The organism is Shewanella polaris, from assembly GCF_006385555.1.
GTDB lineage: Bacteria > Pseudomonadota > Gammaproteobacteria > Enterobacterales > Shewanellaceae > Shewanella > Shewanella polaris.
Window position 1 is genome coordinate 1,176,367 of sequence record NZ_CP041036.1, and the last position, 20,196, is coordinate 1,196,562.

At 39.6% G+C, this 20,196-nt stretch carries 19 protein-coding genes and 2 other annotated features; of the genes, 11 read left to right on the forward strand and 8 right to left on the reverse strand.

The genetic code is table 11. From position 1 onward, the window contains the following. Positions 1 to 8: 8 nt before the first annotated feature. From trmD to FH971_RS05215, 5 genes are all read left to right on the forward strand, one after another. Positions 9 to 755, forward strand: a complete 747-nt coding sequence (trmD, locus tag FH971_RS05190; protein WP_137222294.1) for a tRNA (guanosine(37)-N1)-methyltransferase TrmD — start codon at positions 9 to 11, stop codon at positions 753 to 755. A 33-nt stretch (positions 756 to 788) separates the two neighbouring features. Further along, the gene (gene rplS, locus FH971_RS05195) at positions 789 to 1,142 is read left to right on the forward strand and encodes a 50S ribosomal protein L19 (RefSeq protein ID WP_137222291.1); all 354 of its coding nucleotides are present in this window, start codon (positions 789 to 791) and stop codon (positions 1,140 to 1,142) included. Between the two features lie 351 nt (positions 1,143 to 1,493). Further along, a complete protein-coding gene (locus FH971_RS05200; RefSeq protein ID WP_140233602.1) occupies positions 1,494 to 2,585 on the forward strand; it encodes a 3-deoxy-7-phosphoheptulonate synthase in 1,092 nt (363 codons plus the stop codon). 11 nt (positions 2,586 to 2,596) lie between these two features. Continuing rightward, entirely contained in the window at positions 2,597 to 3,736 is a 1,140-nt protein-coding gene (gene tyrA / locus FH971_RS05205; protein WP_137222287.1) for a bifunctional chorismate mutase/prephenate dehydrogenase, read from the forward strand. Between the two features lie 401 nt (positions 3,737 to 4,137). Continuing rightward, the gene (locus FH971_RS05215) at positions 4,138 to 4,482 is read left to right on the forward strand and encodes a hypothetical protein (RefSeq protein WP_137222285.1); all 345 of its coding nucleotides are present in this window, start codon (positions 4,138 to 4,140) and stop codon (positions 4,480 to 4,482) included. A 75-nt stretch (positions 4,483 to 4,557) separates the two neighbouring features. On the opposite strand, the gene FH971_RS05220 is transcribed toward FH971_RS05215, so the two are convergent. After that, positions 4,558 to 6,504 carry a chorismate mutase gene (locus tag FH971_RS05220; RefSeq protein ID WP_137222283.1) on the reverse strand — a complete coding sequence of 649 codons (1,947 nt, stop codon included), beginning with the start codon at positions 6,502 to 6,504 and terminating at the stop codon, positions 4,558 to 4,560. 56 nt (positions 6,505 to 6,560) lie between these two features. Beyond that, positions 6,561 to 6,683: a sequence feature (Phe leader region), on the reverse strand. A 143-nt stretch (positions 6,684 to 6,826) separates the two neighbouring features. Then, positions 6,827 to 7,159 (reverse strand): ribosome hibernation-promoting factor, HPF/YfiA family, encoded by a 333-nt coding sequence (gene hpf, locus FH971_RS05225; protein ID WP_137222281.1) that lies wholly within the window; start codon positions 7,157 to 7,159, stop codon positions 6,827 to 6,829. 395 nt (positions 7,160 to 7,554) lie between these two features. Here hpf and FH971_RS05230 point away from each other — a divergent pair, with 395 nt between their 5' ends. After that, the gene (locus tag FH971_RS05230) at positions 7,555 to 8,220 is read left to right on the forward strand and encodes a cytochrome b/b6 domain-containing protein (protein WP_137222279.1); all 666 of its coding nucleotides are present in this window, start codon (positions 7,555 to 7,557) and stop codon (positions 8,218 to 8,220) included. A 125-nt stretch (positions 8,221 to 8,345) separates the two neighbouring features. Here FH971_RS05230 and FH971_RS05235 read toward each other — a convergent pair whose 3' ends face one another. Next, a complete protein-coding gene (locus FH971_RS05235) occupies positions 8,346 to 8,795 on the reverse strand; it encodes a c-type cytochrome (protein WP_137222277.1) in 450 nt (149 codons plus the stop codon). A gap of 262 nt (positions 8,796 to 9,057) precedes the next feature. On the opposite strand from FH971_RS05235, the gene trpR reads away from it, so the two are divergent. Beyond that, positions 9,058 to 9,336: a trp operon repressor gene (trpR, locus tag FH971_RS05240; protein WP_137222275.1), complete on the forward strand. Its 279-nt coding sequence runs from the start codon at positions 9,058 to 9,060 to the stop codon at positions 9,334 to 9,336. Between the two features lie 91 nt (positions 9,337 to 9,427). Here trpR and FH971_RS05245 read toward each other — a convergent pair whose 3' ends face one another. Together FH971_RS05245 and slyD are read right to left on the reverse strand one after the other, a co-directional pair. Continuing rightward, positions 9,428 to 9,802, reverse strand: coding sequence for a hypothetical protein (locus FH971_RS05245; protein WP_140233603.1), 375 nt, complete (start codon positions 9,800 to 9,802; stop codon positions 9,428 to 9,430). A 268-nt stretch (positions 9,803 to 10,070) separates the two neighbouring features. Then, positions 10,071 to 10,631, reverse strand: coding sequence for a peptidylprolyl isomerase (slyD, locus tag FH971_RS05250; protein WP_140233604.1), 561 nt, complete (start codon positions 10,629 to 10,631; stop codon positions 10,071 to 10,073). A 548-nt stretch (positions 10,632 to 11,179) separates the two neighbouring features. Beyond that, positions 11,180 to 11,297 (forward strand) — a sequence feature (Thr leader region). 61 nt (positions 11,298 to 11,358) lie between these two features. On the opposite strand from slyD, the gene thrA reads away from it, so the two are divergent. The 4 genes from thrA to FH971_RS05270 all read left to right on the forward strand — a co-directional run bounded on the left by thrA (position 11,359) and on the right by FH971_RS05270 (position 16,834). Further along, a complete protein-coding gene (gene thrA / locus FH971_RS05255) occupies positions 11,359 to 13,827 on the forward strand; it encodes a bifunctional aspartate kinase/homoserine dehydrogenase I (RefSeq protein ID WP_140233605.1) in 2,469 nt (822 codons plus the stop codon). Then, positions 13,824 to 14,783 carry a homoserine kinase gene (gene thrB, locus FH971_RS05260; protein WP_206194446.1) on the forward strand — a complete coding sequence of 320 codons (960 nt, stop codon included), beginning with the start codon at positions 13,824 to 13,826 and terminating at the stop codon, positions 14,781 to 14,783. Before thrA ends, thrB begins: the two co-directional genes overlap by 4 nt. Positions 14,784 to 14,829: 46 nt before the next feature. Beyond that, complete coding sequence (gene thrC, locus FH971_RS05265; RefSeq protein ID WP_140233606.1) at positions 14,830 to 16,113, forward strand: threonine synthase; 1,284 nt, start codon at positions 14,830 to 14,832, stop codon at positions 16,111 to 16,113. A 178-nt stretch (positions 16,114 to 16,291) separates the two neighbouring features. Then, a complete protein-coding gene (locus FH971_RS05270; RefSeq protein WP_137222264.1) occupies positions 16,292 to 16,834 on the forward strand; it encodes a hemerythrin domain-containing protein in 543 nt (180 codons plus the stop codon). Between the two features lie 132 nt (positions 16,835 to 16,966). On the opposite strand, the gene FH971_RS05275 is transcribed toward FH971_RS05270, so the two are convergent. The 3 genes from FH971_RS05275 to tal form a co-directional block, all read right to left on the reverse strand. Next, entirely contained in the window at positions 16,967 to 17,152 is a 186-nt protein-coding gene (locus FH971_RS05275) for a DUF3545 family protein (protein WP_137222261.1), read from the reverse strand. A 295-nt stretch (positions 17,153 to 17,447) separates the two neighbouring features. After that, complete coding sequence (gene pgi / locus FH971_RS05280; protein WP_140233607.1) at positions 17,448 to 19,085, reverse strand: glucose-6-phosphate isomerase; 1,638 nt, start codon at positions 19,083 to 19,085, stop codon at positions 17,448 to 17,450. A gap of 15 nt (positions 19,086 to 19,100) precedes the next feature. Beyond that, positions 19,101 to 20,054: a transaldolase gene (gene tal / locus FH971_RS05285; RefSeq protein WP_137222257.1), complete on the reverse strand. Its 954-nt coding sequence runs from the start codon at positions 20,052 to 20,054 to the stop codon at positions 19,101 to 19,103. Positions 20,055 to 20,196: the final 142 nt, after the last annotated feature.

Below are 20,196 nucleotides of genomic sequence, written 5' to 3' on the forward strand. Positions count from 1 at the left end.
TGCAACATATGTGGTTAGGGGTAATAACCCTGTTTCCAGAGATGTTTCGTGCTGTTACAGACTTTGGGGTTACGGGTCGAGCCGTGAAAAACGGCCTGCTAAAGGTGCAAACGTGGAATCCTCGGGATTTCACCCATGATAGACATAATACTGTGGACGACCGACCTTATGGTGGTGGACCTGGTATGTTGATGATGGTGCAACCTTTGCGTGATGCTATCCATGCAGCTAAAGCAGCTGCAGGTGATAGGGCAAAAGTGATTTATCTGTCTCCTCAGGGACGTAAGCTGGATCAGCAAGGCGTAACTGAGTTGGCTAAATCACATAGTTTGATTTTAGTGTGTGGTCGATACGAAGGTGTTGATGAACGCATTATTCAAACAGAAGTTGATGAAGAATGGTCTATCGGTGATTACGTACTTTCGGGTGGCGAATTACCAGCAATGACATTAATCGATTCAGTTGCTCGCTTAGTACCTGGTGTATTAGGTAAGCAAGCGTCAGCAGAGCAAGATTCTTTCTCTGATGGATTACTGGATTGTCCTCATTATACTCGCCCTGAACAATTGGATGGTCTTGACGTACCCGCAGTGCTGCTAAGCGGTGACCACGAAAAAATTAGACTCTGGCGTTTACAACAAAGTATCGGAAGAACTTTTTTGAGGCGACCAGAATTATTTGAAAATCTAGCTCTGACTGACGAACAAACGACTTTATTAGCGCAGTTCGTGAATGAAACGGACAAGTCCGCATAGTCAACGCTCAGTTATTACTAGGATGGAGTAATTATGAACAACATCATTAAAATGCTCAACGATGAGCAAATGAAAACAGATGTGCCTGATTTTGGTGCTGGTGATACAGTAGTAGTTCAAGTACGTGTTAAAGAAGGTGAAAAAGAGCGTCTTCAGGCTTTTGAAGGTGTGGTAATCGCTAAGCGTAACCGTGGTCTGCATTCAGCATTCACAGTACGTAAAATATCTAATGGTGAAGGTGTTGAGCGTGCTTTCCAGACGCATAGCCCATTAATTGCTAGCATCGAAGTTAAGCGTCGCGGTCGTGTTCGTCGCGCTAAACTGTACTATTTACGTGAGCGTTCAGGTAAGTCTGCACGTATCCGTGAAAAATTGGCAACTAAGTAATAGTTACCGATACAGAATAAAGATGCAGTGTTCGCACAACAACCCGCCGAAAGGCGGGTTTTTGTTTGTAGAGCTTTTAAAAATTGTGGGGCTTTTAATAACAACGAATAAAGCGTTCACAGCGTGCAAACACAGAGCGTATGGTTGGCGTTGTTCTTGTGCACGAAATATCATCGATTAAGTAATTTTTTATGCTTTGTGTAAATAAGCCTTGCTCTCGGACCTTGGTACAGGCATAGTTGCTCTAAGGTGTAATGGTGTAGCGTTACAAAAATACAGGTTAGCTATCCAATACCAATAAAACAAACCTATTAGTGACCGCAGGTCAGTTGTCAAAAGAGAGTGTTAAGTATGCAACAAGATACCATTAATAATGTGTACATCAGTTCAGAGCAAGTGCTAGTGACTCCAGCAGAGTTAAAGCAAGAACTTCCATTATCAACTCATGCTTATCAATATATTCTTAATGCACGTAAACAAGTATCCGATATTGTCCACAAACGCGATAATCGCGTGCTTGTAGTGACGGGGCCTTGCTCCATCCATGATATTGCAGCGGCAAAAGAGTATGCATTAAAACTTAAAAAGTTACATGATGAGCTCAGTGACGACTTCTACATTTTAATGCGAGTGTACTTCGAGAAACCTCGCACAACCGTCGGTTGGAAAGGCTTGATTAATGATCCTGATATGGACGAATCATTTGATGTTGAAAAAGGACTAAGAATGGCTCGTGAACTCATGATTTGGCTTGCAGAGCTTGAATTACCTATCGCTACGGAAGCGCTGGATCCGATCAGCCCACAGTATATGTCTGAGTTAGTTACTTGGTCTGCAATTGGCGCAAGAACCACCGAGTCGCAAACTCATCGTGAAATGGCTTCAGGTCTATCTATGCCGGTAGGTTTTAAAAATGGTACCGATGGCAAGTTAGAGGTAGCAATCAATGCATTAAAGTCCGCTGCTAATAGTCATCGTTTTATGGGAATTAATCAAGAAGGCCAAGTTGCGTTGCTTAAAACGGCTGGGAATCCAGATGGGCACATTATTTTACGCGGAGGCATAGCGCCTAATTATGATGCGGCTAGTGTTGCAGAAAGTGAGGTACAGATCCATAAGGCAAAACTCAGTGCGCGTTTAGTCGTAGATTGCAGCCATGGTAATTCCTCAAAAGATCACCAGCGCCAAAAACAGGTTTGTGAAGATGTATTTAACCAAATTGAAGCAGGCAATAAATCTATCATTGGTGTTATGCTTGAAAGTAACCTCAATGAAGGTAATCAGAGTTCAGATAAACCCTTAGCAGAGCTAAAATATGGTGTATCTGTTACTGACGCATGCATTGATTGGGACGTCACTGAAACTATTTTAAGACAAGGCGCTAACCAGTTGTCTGCAGTATTACCTACTCGGTTCAATACACTACAGGTTGCCAACGGTTGATGAATAAACACATGAACGAAAAGACTACTGCTGATCTAGAAAATCTGCGAGATTTAATTGATGGCGTTGACCAACAATTGTTACATTTACTGCGGAAACGTCTTGATTTAGTTGCTCAAGTTGGCGCGGTTAAACATTCTGCAGGGGTGCCAATTTATGCACCTCAGCGTGAAGCATCAATGTTAGCCAAGCGTAGAGCTGAAGCGCAAAAAATGAATATTTCACCTCAGTTGATTGAGGATATTTTACGTCGCTTAATGCGCGAGTCTTATCTGAATGAAAAAGATGTGGGCTTTAAGCAAGTTAAGCAAGATTTAGGTCATGTTGTGGTGGTTGGTGGCGAAGGTAAACTTGGACAATTATTTACCCAAATGCTCACTTTATCGGGTTATCAGGTAAAAAGTATTGATAAAAATGATTGGCAGGATGCTGAAGCAATATTTGATGGTGCTGGCTTAGTAATTGTTACAGTGCCGATTAATGTTACTTGTGATGTGATTGTAGAAAAGTTAACTCAATTACCAGAAACCTGTATTTTAGCCGATTTAACGTCGATTAAAGAAAAACCACTAGCAGCAATGCTTGAAGCCCATAAAGGCCCTGTAGTGGGTTTACACCCAATGTTTGGACCAGATGTAGGCAGCCTTGCAAAACAGGTTGTGGTGGTATGTCATGGTCGCCAAGCCGAAACTTACCAGTGGTTATTACAACAAATTGAAATTTGGGGCGCTCGCATCGTTGAAGCAGAAGCTGAACGGCATGATAAGGCAATGCAGTTAGTACAGGCTATGCGTCACTTTTCGACTTTCGTTTATGGTCTAAACCTGTGTAAAGAAGAAGCTGATATTGATAACTTGTTGCAGTTTAGCTCACCCATTTATCGTTTAGAGTTGGCAATGGTTGGGCGATTATTTGCTCAAGATCCCGAATTATATGCCGATATTATTTTTGCACAGCAAGGAAGTCAGCATGCCATTAGCGACTACCTCGATAACTACCGTGATGCTTTAGCCATGTTGAAATCGGGTAACCGCCAAGAATTTATTACGCAATTTCAACGAGTCGCCAAATGGTTTGGCGATTTTGCTCCGCAGTTCCAACAGGAAAGTCGAGCAATGTTGCAATCCGTTAACGATATGAAAGGGAGTTAACTTTATTTAGGGCCTGTTGATCTTCCAAGGTTGTTTTTGCAGCGAATTGTTGGTCATTTGTACAAGGCAGAGACTTTGTGGTGTAGTTAATCTACATAAAAAGTCGATAACGCAGTAAAAATGACCAACAAACGCTGCCCGAAGGGTTCGGCTAAAAACGTTTTACTCTTTGTTGAGCGAATTTAGCTTAGATTGCTAGGCAGCAATCCGCTCGCCTCAATTAAAACGTTTTTATCTCGAACAAAATTTAACCTGCAAAGATCAACAGACCCTAGTGTTAAATGAATGATTATTAATTGATGTTAACATTGCGAAATAATCATACAAGGCTTATGGTTAATTATACGCTAATTTAAATTCCGTGTTGATTTTGTAAGTGCGGTTGCTTTTGGAGGAACCCCATGTCGATGATGCCATCGCATATGTTACCCGTTCAACAGGTTGAAGATAATTCTTTAGGGCATTTCCTTTATGGTTTAATGAGTGCCTTTCCATTATTTTTTATACCGGTTTTGTTGAGTCTTTGGCTTAATCTTATCCAAAAAAATGTTAATCCCCATTCCGTATTAGGCAGTCACTTACGTTGGCAACGGATGAGCATTATTGGTTTATGTCCTTTTTTTATTGCTGGATATTTTCTCAGTCCACTTTGGTTAAGTTTACCTGTGTATATTCTTGGTATTAGTTGGTTTACTTATCGTATTTTTAAAGGTTGGATAAGCCTCAATGATGGTATTGCGGTGTAGAGTAAACACGATATAAATAAAAATGCCGAGATAATATCTCGGCATTTTTATTGGTTAATTAATCTAGCTATAGGGTTAATGTGCTTGGTATAAATCATGGATCAGTTCAGCATGAGATATCTGGTCTTGATGTAAAATGATAATACCATCACCTTTTAATTGGTTAACTGCGATAGCATGAGTATTAACAAGTGAAACGTTACCGCTAAAACTAGTATTAACAATAATGGGTAAATGACTGCGTGATTTCACCTCAACCAATCCGGCTAAATCGAGACTTAATTGCTCTGGGTGGGTAAAACTTCGCACACCAGATTCACATAATCCGAGTTGTTGATTACCGTAACTGAGCACTGTGTCGGCGGCATGTAACCAGTCATCGATACTGGCCATAGTGTTACGTTCTAATATTACGGGTAAATTAACTGAGCCAATTAACGTTAGCATGTCAGGGTTATACATTTGTTTGCCACTTAAAATCAACATGTCTGCTAATTGACTCGCAACAGCAAATTCTTGTTCTTGCTCTATTTGCATTACACATAATAATCCAGCTTGCTCTATGACTTGTGCATGTTGCTTTAATTGTTGTTCATTAAGTTGTTGTTTCAAATCATTTAGCACAATGGCTTGAAAGCCCGACTCTTTGATAATCTTAGCTTGGGCGGCTAGGTCTGTATTGTCTATCGGTAAGTTAACTTGTTGCAATGCGCTGAATTGTCCTGCACCTATTTGTAAGTGTTTACAGAATAATTGGGTATCTTGTGAATTGTAATCGCGCGAATGTTTAGCATGACTGATCGGTAATGGCTTGATTGGCTGTTGTTTCGAACTGTCAGGTTCAATCAATAACTGAGCTTGCGATAGTTGTGTTGGTTTCACTGTTTCACAAGGATAGCAGCCTAGGACTTTAATAAAACGGGTAAGTCGTTCGAGTTCTTTGATAGCTTGCTGGACTTCCGTGGTTGCTAAATTACCATCAATATCGAGATAAAACATCTCTTCCCATGGTGTACCAGGAATAGGGCGAGATTCTAACTTACTCATATTTAAATTATGAGCTTTAAGAACCAATAGTGCTTCAACCAATGCGCCTGGTTTTTGTCCGGTCGCCATAATTAAAGTCGTTTTAGCCGGAAGCTGTGAAGGTACTGCAGAGGCTTTTCTTGCGACTACAATAAAGCGACTTTGGTTGATTTTTTGGTTTGCTAAACCTTGTTCAATTGCAATCAGATGATATAACGATCCGCCTTCAGCACTGCCAATCGCGCCGACAGAGTTACAGTCAGCTTCAACGACTTTGGCCATAGCCTCTGCGCTACTGGAGCAATACTCGAGTTTAACATCAGGGTGCTGGCTTAAATAACGGCTACATTGACTGATTGGTTGCGGGTGAGCATAAATTGTTTTAATGTCTGCAAGTTTACTATCCGGTTTAGTCAGTAAACAATGTCCTACTTCAATAGTCGTTTCACCGACAATCGATAGCGTTGTATGTTGCAGCACATCATACACTTCGTTGATAGATCCTGATGAGGTATTCTCAATCGGCAAAAAGCCATAATCGGCATGACCTGATTCAACGGCATTAACGATGTCATCGAAACTTTTACAACCAAAATCCAGCATTTCGACTTGGCGACGTGAACAGTAACGGCTGGCTGCCAAATATGAGTAAGATCCTCTAGCACCTAAATATGCAACAGTATACTGCTGCTTTTGTGTGTCAGGGTTTGCTCTGCCATGCAAATAAGTTTGTTGAAATAAAACTGAATCTTCAATAATACTTTGATATAGAGAAATAACAAAGTGAGCATCGAGTCCTTGCTCACGCCCTTGTTGTACGAGTCTCTCTAGCAGTTCTTTTTCTCGTTGGGTGTCTCTAATCGGTCTAACATCAATTTCTTTACTACGTGCTACATTTAAGCTCAATTGGCGGCGTTTGGATAATAACGCTAACAAAGATTTATCCAGAGCAGTTATCTGTTCGCGAGTTTGATTTAACTCAGGTGGTTTTTGCATATTGACCTCAATGTAACGCTACATACTGTCTTACCGATATACAGCAGTGTTTATATGACAAAAAAGCCTCCCAGTTGGGAGGCTTTTTGAATTTTCAGTTTCGTTTTTACACAGAAAATCCGCCTCCGAGGGTGGGCTGAATAAAAAAGAAAATAAAAAGGTTAAATAGTTTTTTGTTCATGACTTAAAACTAAAGCTCTGACTGACGGCTGTCAATGTAATTTTACTCATCAAGGTGTTGTTTAGCTTATTATAGCTAAAAGAAAGCGCACCCTGAGGTGCGCTGGTTAGATATCAATAATTTCAAGCTGCTTTTTCCTCCTTATGCATACTCAAACTCGCTTTCCGAATCATCTGTTAATGATTCTCGGCGTTGAGCCTGGGGTTTATGGGTCAGGCGATTTAGCTGTTTCTCCAGCTTTTGTCCCATTGCAGTGATTGCTGCATATAGGTTTTCACTTTTTGCCTGGGCGAATAGCTCTCCACTAGGTAATCCAACTGAGGCCTCTATTTTAAATAACTGCTTTTCTTGAGTAATAATGATATGTGGGTTAATTAACTGAATATCATGTCGAGATAATTTTTCTAATCTTCCTTCAATACGTTCGCGAATAAGGGCAGTGACTTCAAGTTGTTTGCTAGTGATTTTCAGCATATTTGGAACCTTCTTGTTGTTTGCTTAAGTTCAGATTACCAAGGTTAACCATAAAAAGTGTGATATATATCACGTTTTGTGTGACTGTAGTTATCGAGTGCGGCTTATTTGATCGCTTAGACATTTTTCATCAAAAAGTGCCAAAATGTACTTGTATTACGGTTCAGATAGGCTCATATTTAGTTGGATAAGTCATTCCTAAATTAACTTTTTTACTGCTTGAATCCCCCATTTTACTACTCTTAAGTCCTGCTCTATAGGTGCTGCCTATTGAATATCTTCCTATGTCTATTAAATATTGCCTAAATTACCCACAAACTGATACTAGTGTGATTTAATTCATTTTTGTTTAGCTTATAATCTAACCATAGATAAAAAGATATGGGCTGATATTAATGAGTATAGATCAACAAAAAATAAAGGTGTGGGATATTCCTACCCGTTTATTTCATTGGGTAATGGTATGTCTGTTTGGTGGATTATGGTGGACTGCTGACATTGGAGAAATGCAATGGCATCAAGTATTGGCGTATTTATTAATGACGCTGATTGCTTTTAGATTAATTTGGGGTTTTGTTGGTAGTGAAACCGCCAAGTTTAGTGACTTTTTTGTTTCACCTAAAAAAGTGATTGCTTACGTAAAAGCTCAACCAAAACCAGTATCACTAGGTCATAATCCATTAGGTGGGTATATGGTGATAGCGTTGTTAAGCCTACTTGTGTTGCAGTTAATCACAGGGCTATTTGCCACAGATGATATTTTTACTGAAGGTCCATTAATGTATCTTGTATCGTCAGATACTGCAGGGTGGTTAACATGGCTGCATAAAACCAATTTTAACCTTATTCTCGGTTTGGCAGTGATCCATATTATTGCTGTAATAGCCTATGTCATAAAGGGCGACAATATCCTTAAGGCCATGTTTACTGGTTATAAATATGTTAGTGAGCAAGTGTCTTCTCCCAAGTTACGTTCACCTTGGATCGCGTTAGCAATAGGACTGGTCATTTTTGCGTTTATTTGGTGGTTGTTACTCGAACCTGTTGTCAGTTATTTATAATTTAAAGCTAATAAAAAAGCCCACATTTGTGGGCTTTAATCATTTTGCTACAGAACAGAGTAACCTCGAAATAGCCTGAAGCGGAAAATCAAACTAATTGCTGCCCCATTCAAAAGCTTACCAAATTAGTCTTTTTTGTAAACGTCGTGACAACCTTTACAGCTTTTGCCCGTATTACCGAAAGCTTGTTTGATTTGGTTTTTATCGTTCGTTTTAGCTGCAACAACTAACGCAGCAGCATTAGTTTGAAATGTTGTCATTTTGCTATCAAAATCAGCTTTGTCTTGCCAAATTTTAGCTAAGGCTTCTGTGTCGCCTTTATCAGAACCGACAATAAAACCTTCATGTGGTATTTTTGATAATGCTGCAACATTTTCTGCACGAGTGCTGAATACTGCTGCATCAAAAGGTTTTTTACCTTTCATCATCGCAGCCATATCACCAAAGTTATAACCAATTAAGCTGAATGCAGCTTGGCGATATTCAATCGCATCAGCAGGTTCTTTAAAATTATTTGCAAACACAGCAGGGATAATCATTGTTGTTGCCGCAATGGCTAATAATATTTTTTTCATCGTCATCCTTCACTCTTTGTTGATGATACTGGTTCCATAAGCATTTTTAATCATGACACACATACTGTTATGAGAATAAATGTGTAATCAATCACACTTTATTCTACACAATTTTATTGCATATTTGCGATATGTTTTATCAGTTGCTTTCAATTTTACGGTTATATAATTCATTACAGCTTAAGTTAGGAGCATTTTTGCAAGTCGGGACAGTTCCTTGGTACACTTGTAATGTCCCGGCATTACTAAAAAGAGAAAAACAATGCGTGCCAACTGGAATCTAGTTGTAGAAAAAATATTAACTCATGCAAATGAAGATGATTTGTCTGTGTTGTTTCAATTGTTGCTGACAGAAGAAGAACGCAGTTCAGTTTCTGGGCGTTTACAGGTGTTTCAAACGTTATTGGCTGGGGAATTAAGTCAAAGACAAATTGCTGCAGATCATCAAGTCAGTATTGCAACTATTACACGATGTTCAAATTATTTAAAAAATATGCCTACCAATCAAAGAGAATTAGTTAAAAAATTAATCTTAGACTAGATAAGCGGTCATTGACATTGATCATGTCGATACAGAATGCTTTGATGTGCTTCCGAAAGTATGCTGAGTTTGCGTGTAGCAAGCCACAGTATTAGCTAATGCCCCGCGGTAGTCGGTGATGACGATAACTTAGACGCCTTAAGAACAGATATAAACCATAAGAAGTTAAGCACAAAGCAAAAAGTGTGCTGGAATCTCTGGGGTAAAAACGATAAATACCCACAGCGGTTAAAACGTAAATAAAAGGTAATAACCCATAAAGCGTTTCAGGTAGTAAACCTGACTTTCGTTTACGTTTTAGATCTGTTCGGCGGTTTTTGGACCGTAAGTTATAAATATGTGCACCATATAAGTACACTATAACAGAAGCAATAAGAGTAAAATTAGGTTCTAGTAGGAAAATACTCATGCTGCCAACAATCATGTAAGTGAAAGGCAATAATTCGTATAGCGGTTTAATCACCATATGCACTCCGTCGCTATGTATTAATTATTCTGTTGAAGGTCAATTAATGAGAATTGTCGCCTTTAGATCATCCTTAACTGTGATGACAATAAATCTGACTAATTGATGGAATTGGTATAATTACCTTATGAACTATAACCTAAACAAAAAGGCACTGCCTAGTAACTAGACAGTGCCTTAAGATGTTTCAACCTTTTTACTGACGAACAGACATTTAAGAAATAACGAGTAACAGGTCTATTTATCGAATAAATAATGCGTTAACGCATTAACGACAGCCACAACCGCCATTACCATCACAGCCAGGTTTTTCTGTGCCACATGATTCGTGATCATGGCCGTGTTCATGGCTACCACAACCGCCTTCGGCATGAATGTGACCATGAGACAGTTCTTCTGCTGTAGCTTCTCTTACCGCGATAACTTCAACACTGAAATGCAGTGTTTGACCTGCAAGAGGGTGGTTGCCATCAACAACAATGACATCGTCTTTCACTTCAGTTACTTGAACTGGGCGTTGACCCATTTCAGTTTCAGCAATAAAACGCATACCAGGAACGATGTCTTCTATATCGCCAAAGGCACTTACAGGTACTTCTTGCTTTAAATCAGGGTGATATTCGCCATAAGCCTGTTCAGCCGGGATCTTCGCCTCAATTTTTTCACCAGCAGTTTTACCTTCTAAAACTGATTCAAGTCCAGGAATTAAATTTTCAGTACCATGTAAGTAAACCATCGGTTCACTTTCAAATGAATTTTCAATAAGTACGCCTTGCTCATCAGATAAGCGGTAATGAATAGTGACCGCCGCATGTTTTGTAATTTTCATATCGCCTCCAATTGTGATGAAGATATGATAGCGTATTTTGCTATTGGACTGCGATGATAAACATCAGTTTTTGCTTATTCAATCACAGCTTTTTTTATTTTGTCTTATGCTGCAGGTTTTATCTAATCTCATGTTGAAAATAAATCATCAAAATGGTGGAGTAAATTGATAAAGCATGAATACCTTGTCGATAAATTATTTATCGACAAGGTATTCATTATAATATTTTGTTTAATTTGTGGCATCTACATGTATTTATTAATTTTTGTCGTTAGTTTTTATTAGGATTACGTTAGAGTTAAAGTTAAATTCGGCTGTCAGTCTTGGCTGTTACAACATATTTTATGTTTTAATTATATTGAATATTTAAAAAATCAACTCAACATCTAAAATAACTAGAGAATAAACTGTAATGAGGGGTTGACAACCTTAGGTAAAAAAAGCAATTCTGTTAGCCAACGTGGAGTCAGCTATTTAATCTGATTAAATATTATCAGCAGTCAACATTTAATAAAACGAAGAGAATCATCAAATGTTTACCCTCTTGCTTGTTGTAATTACAACCATTACAACCACCACTATTACCATAGTGGGGGCGGGCTGATTACACCCTAAAAGATTTGCAAAAAAAGCCCGCTTCTAACAACTGAAGCGGGCTTTTTTGTTTTAATTCTGGTATTTGATTTTAATTTAATGTTGTCACTATATGAGTGGCAAGGAGAGCAACATGAAAGTAATGAAATTTGGTGGAACATCGTTGGCGAACTGGTCTCGTTTTTCGATGGCGGCAGACATTATTGCTGATACAGCTTCGACAGAATCTGTTGCTACGGTACTTTCTGCTCCTGCAACAGTAACCAATGCGCTGTTAGAGATGGTTGATATTGCTGTGAATCAACAGGACTATCAGCCAGTGTTAGACCACATCAATGGTGTATTTAGTGGTTTATTTTCTGATGCTGCAACATCACTTATTACAGTCGCTCAACATACATTACTGGTTAATAAATTAGCTGCGCAAATGCAAGTTTGGAAAGATAAGCTTTATGGCATAAAGTTATTGGGCGAATGTCCTGATAGTGTTCGTGCTGAATTAGTGGTGACTGGCGAACGCTTATCAGCAGCATTAATGGAACAAGTTATGCTAGCAAAAGGCATAACATCAGCACAATTAGATCCAGTGGCCTTATTTTTAGCTCATGGACAGCCATTAGAGTCGGTAGTTGATATTACAGTGAGCAAACCAAGGTTCGCTTTGTTGCCACTTGATCAGTACCGAGTTTGGGTGATGCCTGGATTTACCGCTGCAGATGCACATGGCAAAGTAGTGACATTAGGCCGTAACGGTTCTGACTATTCCGCTGCTGTTTTAGCGGCTTGTTTAGACGCTTCAAGTTGTGAAATTTGGACTGATGTTGATGGGGTTTACAATACCGATCCTCGTGTAGTAGCTGATGCTAAATTATTGTCGCAATTAAGCTATCAAGAAGCGATGGAGCTCTCTTACTTTGGCGCCAAAGTGTTGCACCCTAAAACGATTGCACCCATTGCCCAATATCAAATTCCTTGTTATATCAAAAACAGTTTTAATCCATCAGCTCCCGGCACATTGGTGTCTAATGATGATGATAAAACGGGTTTACAAGTTAAAGCAATTTCAAATCTAGACAATCAAACCATGTTTAACGTCTCTGGCCCAGGAATGAAAGGCATGGTCGGTATGGCAAGTCGGACTTTGGCGGTTATCTCTCGCAGTGGTATCTCGGTGTCGCTTATTACCCAAAGCTCATCTGAATACAGCATCAGTTTTTGTGTCTCAACCTCTCAAGCGAACAAAGCAAAATGGGCACTAGAGCAAGAATTTGAACTTGAGCTTAAAAGTGAATTACTTGAACCGATTGAATTGCGTCAAGATTTGGCGATCGTGTCTTTGATTGGCGATGGTATGAAAACTCACAAGGGAGTAGCGGCTAAATTTTTTACTGCACTAGCTAAGGCCAGCGTAAATATCATTGCTATTGCACAGGGATCATCAGAAAGATCAATTTCTACCGTTATTCAACAGAAAAAAACCAAGCATGCCATTGGTGCATGTCATCAAGCATTTTTCGATGTACAGCAATATCTAGATGTGTTTTTAGTCGGCAGTGGTAATGTCGGTGCTGGATTATTAGAGCAAATTAAACAACAAAGTGCGATGTTAAAAGAACAGCACATTAGTATTCGTGTATGTGGGATCGCTAATTCGAGTCAAATGTTATTAAACAGCGAAGGACTTGAACTGAATGAGTGGCAATCGTTATTGGCTGAAAAAGGTCAACCGTATGATTTAGCTCATTTACTCGAGTGGGGTCAAGAGCAACAATTGCTTAACCCTGTGTTAGTTGATTGTACTTCAAGTGAGTTGGTGTCAGATCGTTATCTTGATGTGATGAATGCCGGTTTCCATGTTGTCACACCTAACAAAAAATCAAACACTCGTGATTACGCTTACTATCAGGCATTGCGTCATACAGCATTAACTCAGCGTCGCCAATTTTTGTATGAAACTACTGTTGGAGCGGGTTTACCGGTTATCGACAACTTGAAAAAACTGATGTATGCCGGTGATAAACTCCATAAATTCAATGGTATTTTATCAGGTTCGCTATCGTATATTTTTGGAATGTTAGATGAAGGCATGAGCTTGTCGCAGGCGACGGCCATTGCTCGCGACAAGTGTTTTACCGAACCCGATCCTCGTGATGATCTTAGTGGTATGGATGTCGCACGTAAAGTCCTCATTCTCGCTCGTGAAGTTGGCCTGCCATTAGAGCTTGAAGACATTAATATTGAATCAGTATTGCCTGCTGACTTTGATGACTCTGGCGATGTAAACCAATTTATGGCAAATCTTCCTTCATTGGATGCTGAAATCTCAGCCCGAGTCGAAGCGGCCAAAGCCGAAGGCAAGGTATTGCGTTATGTCGGTCAAATTGAAGAGGGGCAATGTCATGTCAGAATTATTGAAGTGGATGCCTCCGACCCGTTATACAGTGTAAAAGGTGGCGAGAATGCCTTGGCATTTTATAGTCGTTATTATCAACCAATCCCTTTTGTGTTAAGAGGGTATGGTGCAGGTACTGATGTCACTGCTGCTGGAGCGTTTGCTGACGTGTTAAGAACCCTAAACTGGACTCGTGAGGTTGGGTTATGAATCAAACATTAAAGGTCAGTCAAGACATGCTTACGGTTTATGCCCCGGCATCGATGGGGAACGTTGGCGTTGGTTTTGACTTGTTGGGTGCTGCACTGGCGCCCGTTGATGGTTCTCTGTTGGGTGATAGAGTCATGATCGGCGCTGCGGCTAGCGGCATTGAATATAGTCAGACTGGCCCATGGGCACATAAATTACCGTCTGACGGAAAAGACAATATTGTCTATCAATGTGCAGAGTTCTTTTTAGATAAATTAAATAGACAAGATGGCGTAACAGTTTGTCTTGAAAAAAATCTTCCCGTAGGCAGTGGTTTAGGCTCAAGTGCTAGCTCGGTTGTTGCAGCATTATATGCGTTGAATGAACATTTTGGTCAGCCATTTGACCAGCAAGCTTTATTAGCTTTAATGGGCGAGTTTGAAGGTAAAATATCGGGTAGTGTCCATTATGACAATGTGGCACCATGTTATCTAGGTGGCATGCAGTTAATGCTTAATGCCAGTAACAAAGCGTGTGCAACGATTCCTAGTTTTGATAATTGGTATTGGGTTATCGCTTATCCAGGTATTTCATTATCAACGGCTAAAATGCGTCAATTATTACCTGAACAGTATGACAAATCTGTTGCGATTGATTTTGGTCGTTATTTAAGTGCATTTGTTCACGCGAGTTATCAGCAAGATGCTGTATTGGCAATTGAAATGCTGAAAGATGTTTTGGCTGAACCTTATCGGGCCTCTGCAATTCCGGGTTATACCGAAGCGCGAACAGCATTAGCTGAATTAGGCATGTTGACTACCGGTATTTCTGGCAGTGGGCCAACATTGTTTAGTGTAACTGACGATTTAGCCACCGCAGAAAAAGCTAAAAACTGGCTAATGCAGCATTATATTTCTGAGCAAGGTGGTTTTTCCCATGTTTGTAAATTAGATAAACTTGGCACGCGCTGCGTGTAACGCTCATTTTTCGCATTATTTATATTGAAATTTAAAGGCAGTCGCAATGGAATTATATAATTTAAAACACCCATCGCAGGTGGTGAACTTCAGTCAAGCGGTTCAGCTTGGTTTAGGCAAAGACAGAGGATTGTTTTTTCCAAAATCCATTCCTGTAATAGCTGATATTGATGCATTATTGGCATTGCCCTTTGCTGAGCGAACTAAAAAAGTCCTAGGGGCTTGGTTAGCTGATGAATTAGGTCAGGAGAGTGTTGATAAGTTAGTTGATAAGGCGTTTACCTTTGATGTGCCGTTAGTTAAGGTTGATGACAAGCGTGCTTGCTTAGAACTTTTCCACGGACCGACTTTAGCGTTTAAAGATTTTGGTGCTCGGTTTATGGCGCAGTGTGTCAATTTACTTGCTGGCGATAGACAACTGACCATTTTGACCGCGACATCGGGTGACACTGGTGCTGCAGTCGCGGATGCATTTTATGGTTTGGATAACGTTAATGTGATGGTGTTATACCCAAAAGGTAAAATCAGCGAACTGCAAGAAAAGATGTTTACCACATTAGGTAAAAATATCCATACCGTAGCCGTTACATCTGACTTCGATGCTTGCCAGGAGCTAGTTAAACACGCTTTTGATGACAGTGATGTTCGCGATGGTTTAGCATTAAATTCAGCTAATTCAATTAATATAAGTCGTTTGTTAGCTCAGATTTGTTATTACTTTGAAGCGGTGGCGCAAGCTAAGCAAGCCGGACAAGATGAGATTGTTATGTCTGTACCCAGTGGTAATTTTGGTAACTTAACGGCGGGACTATTTGCTAAAGCGATGGGATTACCCATTAAACGCTTTATTGCAGCAACCAACAGTAATGATACCGTGCCGCGATATTTAATGGGGGGAGAATGGCAACCGCATAAAACAGTGGCAACCATGTCAAATGCCATGGATGTATCAGAGCCAAGTAATTGGCCTCGTGTTGAAGCCATTTGTACCCAAATGGGATGGCCTCTATCATTGGTGACAGGTGTTGCACTGTCTGAAGAAGATACTGCTAGATCATTAGCTTCACTTTATCAACAGGGCTACTTGTCAGAGCCTCATGCAGCGATTGCGGCTCATGCATTAACGCTTGGTCTAGTTGGTAATGAAACCGGAGTGTTTCTTGGTACAGCGCATCCTGCTAAGTTTAAGGATGTGGTTGACCGTGAGTTGGCGATTAATTTGCCATTGCCGCCTGAATTAGCTGCTGTTGAGCAAAAACAGATTTTGTCGGCACAGTTGCCAGCCGATTTTGAACAACTTAAAGCCCATATGTTTGCTGTATTAACATAATTAAGGCTACTAAACTACCTAACACCTTATGTCGCTTATCTTGATATAAGGTGTTTTTTTTAAATTCCAATATTATGATCTGGGTCATACCTCAAATTGTTTATACCAGTGTAGATTAGTAAATGGCATATTATTGGCTATTATTTAGACATAAATTCATTGGTAATGGGAGACGATTATGTTGCAACGTTTAATGCGCGATCATAAAAATATTGCCACTTTGTTAAATATTCTTTCAAATAAGTTGACTCGATTGGCTGAGGGGCAAGGAGTTGATTTCCATTTGGTTAGAGATATTGTTGAGTATATGCAGAGCTATGCTGAACACAGTCATCATCCATTAGAAGATATCATTTTCGATTACTACAGTAATAAAACGGGTCAGGCGAATTGTGGTCAATTGTATAACGAACATCATCGTTTAGCTGAAGCATCTGGCGCTTTAGTGTATAGCTTGAATATGATTCTATCTGATGTGGTGATTTCACGGGAAAAATTGATTAACGATCTGCAAGATTATATTAAACTACAGCTATCGCATATGCAGTATGAAGAGCGAGATGTTTTTCCAAATTTTGTTAAGGTATTCGATGATAGTGACTGGCAAAAAATCACTGTTTTATGCAAAAAACGGTTAATTGACGATCCGTTATTTAATGATAATGACAAAACGATTTTTGAAGATTTACGTGTTTATATTGAAAATGCGGACAAGAAATAATCCCATTGTTGTTTATGTTAATGGTTGTTGATTTTATTGCTAAGACTCAATAGTCTTGAACAAACAAAAAGAGCGCACTATGCGCTCTTTTACTGGATTTTATCGCTAAATGTTAACTGCGATGGAATTCAATTAAAGTATCAATGTATTGACGTCAAAATTGAATGAATCGTCAATATCTTGTAATTCCTTGAGTAAACGCTGCTTATCTTTGATGGCTTCAATTTCACGCCATTTGCGTTTTTTTGATGAGCTTTTTGAGCGGCTTGGTCTTTCAACAACTTCGTCTAGCGCACCACCATAGTCTAATCGATCCATGGTAACCTCCCTTGTTATTATGATGTCTCTGCATAAATAAGTATCATATTTCAACTATAGGTTGCAATACTTTAGTTTCATTTATGTTACTAATCGGTAACAGTTTGATGAATTTCTGCAGCGGTTTTAATATTCTATGATGCGTTTTTAAATGAATATTGAACATAAAAAAGCACCTTCAACAATTAATGCTAAAGGTGCTTTATCAACGGTTTTTCTCAAATGTGTTAACAGACCGCAGTTCGGGAGGGTAACAGTAATAAATTATCTGTTTATTCCGTATTGAGGTTAAGTATTAAAGCTGTCCCTTACGGTACAAATTGATCAGCGCATTACTTGATGAGTCTAACTGACTAGCCTCTTCTGGTGCCCCAATACGGTCTAATACGTCATTACCCAGCTGTTTACCTAGTTCAACTCCCCATTGATCAAATGAGTTAATTTGCCATATTGCACCTTGAACGAAGGTCCTATGTTCATATAACGCGATTAACGCACCTAATGTGCTCGGTGTCAGTTTGTCCATCAGTAGAGTATTACTCGGTTTATTACCTGGCATCGCTTTATGCTTGGCAATAAGTGCTATTTGAGCGGGTTCCAATGAACTATTATTTAGTTCAGCAAGTGCTTCATCATAAGTTCGACCCTGCATTAACGCTTGAGTTTGCCCAAAGCAGTTAGACGCAAGTTGATCATGATGTTTGCCCAGCGGATTATGGCTTTGCAATGGCATGATAAAATCAGCAGGAATCAGTGCTGTACCTTGATGTAATAATTGATGATAAGCATGTTGGCCATTGGTGCCTTCACCGCCCCAAATTACTGGGCCCGTGCTGTAATCAACGTCAGTACCATCTAAGGTCACTGACTTACCATTACTCTCCATGTCTAATTGCTGGAAATAAGCCGGTAGACCCCGCAAATAATGATCATAAGCTAAAATGACGTGTGCTTGAGAACCATGGAAATTGCTATATAACACCGATAGCATTGCCATGATCACGGGCATGTTTTGTTCAATAGGCGTGTTAGTAAAATGCTCATCCATTTGATGTGCACCATCTAACAAGTCTTTAAAGTTATCCATGCCAATAAGTAGCGCTATTGGTAGACCAATGGCTGACCACAACGAATAACGTCCACCAACCCAATCCCACATTGGGAATATGTTGTTAGCGTCCATACCAAACTCTGTTGCCTTAGCCACATTTGATGTTACTGCCACAAAATGTTTAGCAACATCTTGTTGGCTTGCTCCTTGGGCCAAAAACCAGTCTTTGGCACTGAGTGTATTTGTGAGCGTCTCTTGAGTGTTGAAGGATTTTGACGACATAATAAACAATGTTGTTTCAGCATTGAGATTTTTTAACTTTTCACAAAGAGAGGTAGCATCAACGTTAGCGACAAAATGGCAGTTAAGCCCACCTTGCCAATAGGGTTTTAGTGCTTGTGAAACAATTTTTGGTCCAAGAAAGGAACCACCAATTCCAATACTCACAATGTCTGTGATCGCTTTACCGGTATAACCTTTCCAATTGCCAGATTGTACTGAATCAACAAATTTAGCCATTTTAGCTAATGTTTGTTGTATTTCAGGAACGATATTCACGCCTTCAGCAATAATTGTTTGAGTGGCTTTACTGCGTAATGCAGTATGCAATACAGCTCGCTGTTCAGTGTTGTTTATCATATCACCATTGAACATAGCGGTGATTTTTTCACTTAATTTGGCTTCTTTAGCCAGCGAAAATAGTAACTTAAGTGTTTCATCGTTCACACGGTTTTTAGAATAATCTAAAAACAGACCACAAGCCGTAACACTCATTTGTTCAAAACGTTGTGGGTTTTGAGCAAATAATTCACGCATGTGAGGTAATTGACTTGTATGGGTTTGAAGCGCTTTCCAAGTCGTACTTTGAGTCAGTGTCGTCACGAGTAAAACCTCCAACTAGCTTAATTTTGCTGTTAACATCACTTCTAGTTTGCCTTGGTCGATGGCAAAATTACGAATACCTTCGGCTAATTTATCAACTGCCATTGGGTCTTCATTAAACGCCCAACGAAATTGTGATTCAGTCATTGGTGTTGGCGCACTATGTGTTGCTGTAGTAGCAATCAATTTCTGACTGATTTTGACATCAGTGTTAGCCAATTCTTCTAACAATGCTGGGCCAATGGTTAGACGATCACAACCCGCTAGCTCAATAATCTCCCCGATACTTCTGAAACTCGCGCCCATTACTACAGTGCTATAGCCATGCTGCTTATAATAGTTGTAGATTTCAGTAACTGATACCACTCCTGGATCGTTTTCTGCAGTATATTCTTGACCAGTATCTTTTTTATACCAATCTAAGATACGACCAACAAAAGGTGAAATCAGGTATACCCCCGCTTCAGCACAAGCTCTTGCTTGAGCGAAACTAAACAGTAAAGTTAGGTTACAGTTGATACCAGCTTGTTCAAGTTCTTTAGCCGCGCATATACCTTCCCAAGTTGAAGCCAATTTAATCAGTATACGTGATTTATCAATTCCAGCTTCTTGGTACAATTTGATTAGCTTGTGGGCCTTATCAATTGAGCGTTGTTTATCAAATGATAAGCGAGCATCGACTTCAGTTGAAATTCTGCCCGGTACGAGCTTTAAAATTTCTGCACCAATATTCACAGCAAGTTTGTCACCCGCATCTTCAATTTGTTGCTCAATATTGTTGCTTTGAGTTTTGGCCCATTCAACTGCATTCTCAATAAGGAAAGCATACTCAGGGATCTGAGAGGCTTTTAGAATAAGTGATGGATTAGTTGTAGCATCTTCTGGCTGGTAACGTTTAATCGCTTCTATGTCGCCAGTATCAGCAACTATGGTTGTGAATGATTTGAGTTGCGCGAGTGTGTTGGCCATGGGAATTTCCTCTCGATAAGCAGTGAATATAGATCAATATCTTTATTAGAAGCGATTTTAGGGATTATTCCAACTTTATTTGTAAAAAAATTACGAAAAAAGCGGTTATTTTTACTTATTTAACGCCATTATTGTTGCTAAA

Bases quoted from the DNA above. Each gene is read 5' to 3' on its own strand.
- thrC (WP_140233606.1), top strand. From the start codon at position 14,830: ATGGAATTATATAATTTAAAACACCCATCGCAGGTGGTGAACTTCAGT.
- thrB (WP_206194446.1), top strand. From the start codon at position 13,824: ATGAATCAAACATTAAAGGTCAGTCAAGACATGCTTACGGTTTATGCC.
- tyrA (WP_137222287.1), top strand. From the start codon at position 2,597: ATGAACGAAAAGACTACTGCTGATCTAGAAAATCTGCGAGATTTAATT.
- trmD (WP_137222294.1), top strand. From the start codon at position 9: ATGTGGTTAGGGGTAATAACCCTGTTTCCAGAGATGTTTCGTGCTGTT.
- hpf (WP_137222281.1), bottom strand. From the start codon at position 7,159: ATGCTGAAAATCACTAGCAAACAACTTGAAGTCACTGCCCTTATTCGC.
- thrA (WP_140233605.1), top strand. From the start codon at position 11,359: ATGAAAGTAATGAAATTTGGTGGAACATCGTTGGCGAACTGGTCTCGT.
- tal (WP_137222257.1), bottom strand. From the start codon at position 20,054: ATGGCCAACACACTCGCGCAACTCAAATCATTCACAACCATAGTTGCT.
- FH971_RS05220 (WP_137222283.1), bottom strand. From the start codon at position 6,504: ATGCAAAAACCACCTGAGTTAAATCAAACTCGCGAACAGATAACTGCT.
- FH971_RS05245 (WP_140233603.1), bottom strand. From the start codon at position 9,802: ATGGTGATTAAACCGCTATACGAATTATTGCCTTTCACTTACATGATT.
- FH971_RS05270 (WP_137222264.1), top strand. From the start codon at position 16,292: ATGTTGCAACGTTTAATGCGCGATCATAAAAATATTGCCACTTTGTTA.
- FH971_RS05230 (WP_137222279.1), top strand. From the start codon at position 7,555: ATGAGTATAGATCAACAAAAAATAAAGGTGTGGGATATTCCTACCCGT.
- FH971_RS05215 (WP_137222285.1), top strand. From the start codon at position 4,138: ATGTCGATGATGCCATCGCATATGTTACCCGTTCAACAGGTTGAAGAT.
- trpR (WP_137222275.1), top strand. From the start codon at position 9,058: ATGCGTGCCAACTGGAATCTAGTTGTAGAAAAAATATTAACTCATGCA.
- rplS (WP_137222291.1), top strand. From the start codon at position 789: ATGAACAACATCATTAAAATGCTCAACGATGAGCAAATGAAAACAGAT.
- FH971_RS05235 (WP_137222277.1), bottom strand. From the start codon at position 8,795: ATGAAAAAAATATTATTAGCCATTGCGGCAACAACAATGATTATCCCT.
- slyD (WP_140233604.1), bottom strand. From the start codon at position 10,631: ATGAAAATTACAAAACATGCGGCGGTCACTATTCATTACCGCTTATCT.
- FH971_RS05200 (WP_140233602.1), top strand. From the start codon at position 1,494: ATGCAACAAGATACCATTAATAATGTGTACATCAGTTCAGAGCAAGTG.
- FH971_RS05275 (WP_137222261.1), bottom strand. From the start codon at position 17,152: ATGGATCGATTAGACTATGGTGGTGCGCTAGACGAAGTTGTTGAAAGA.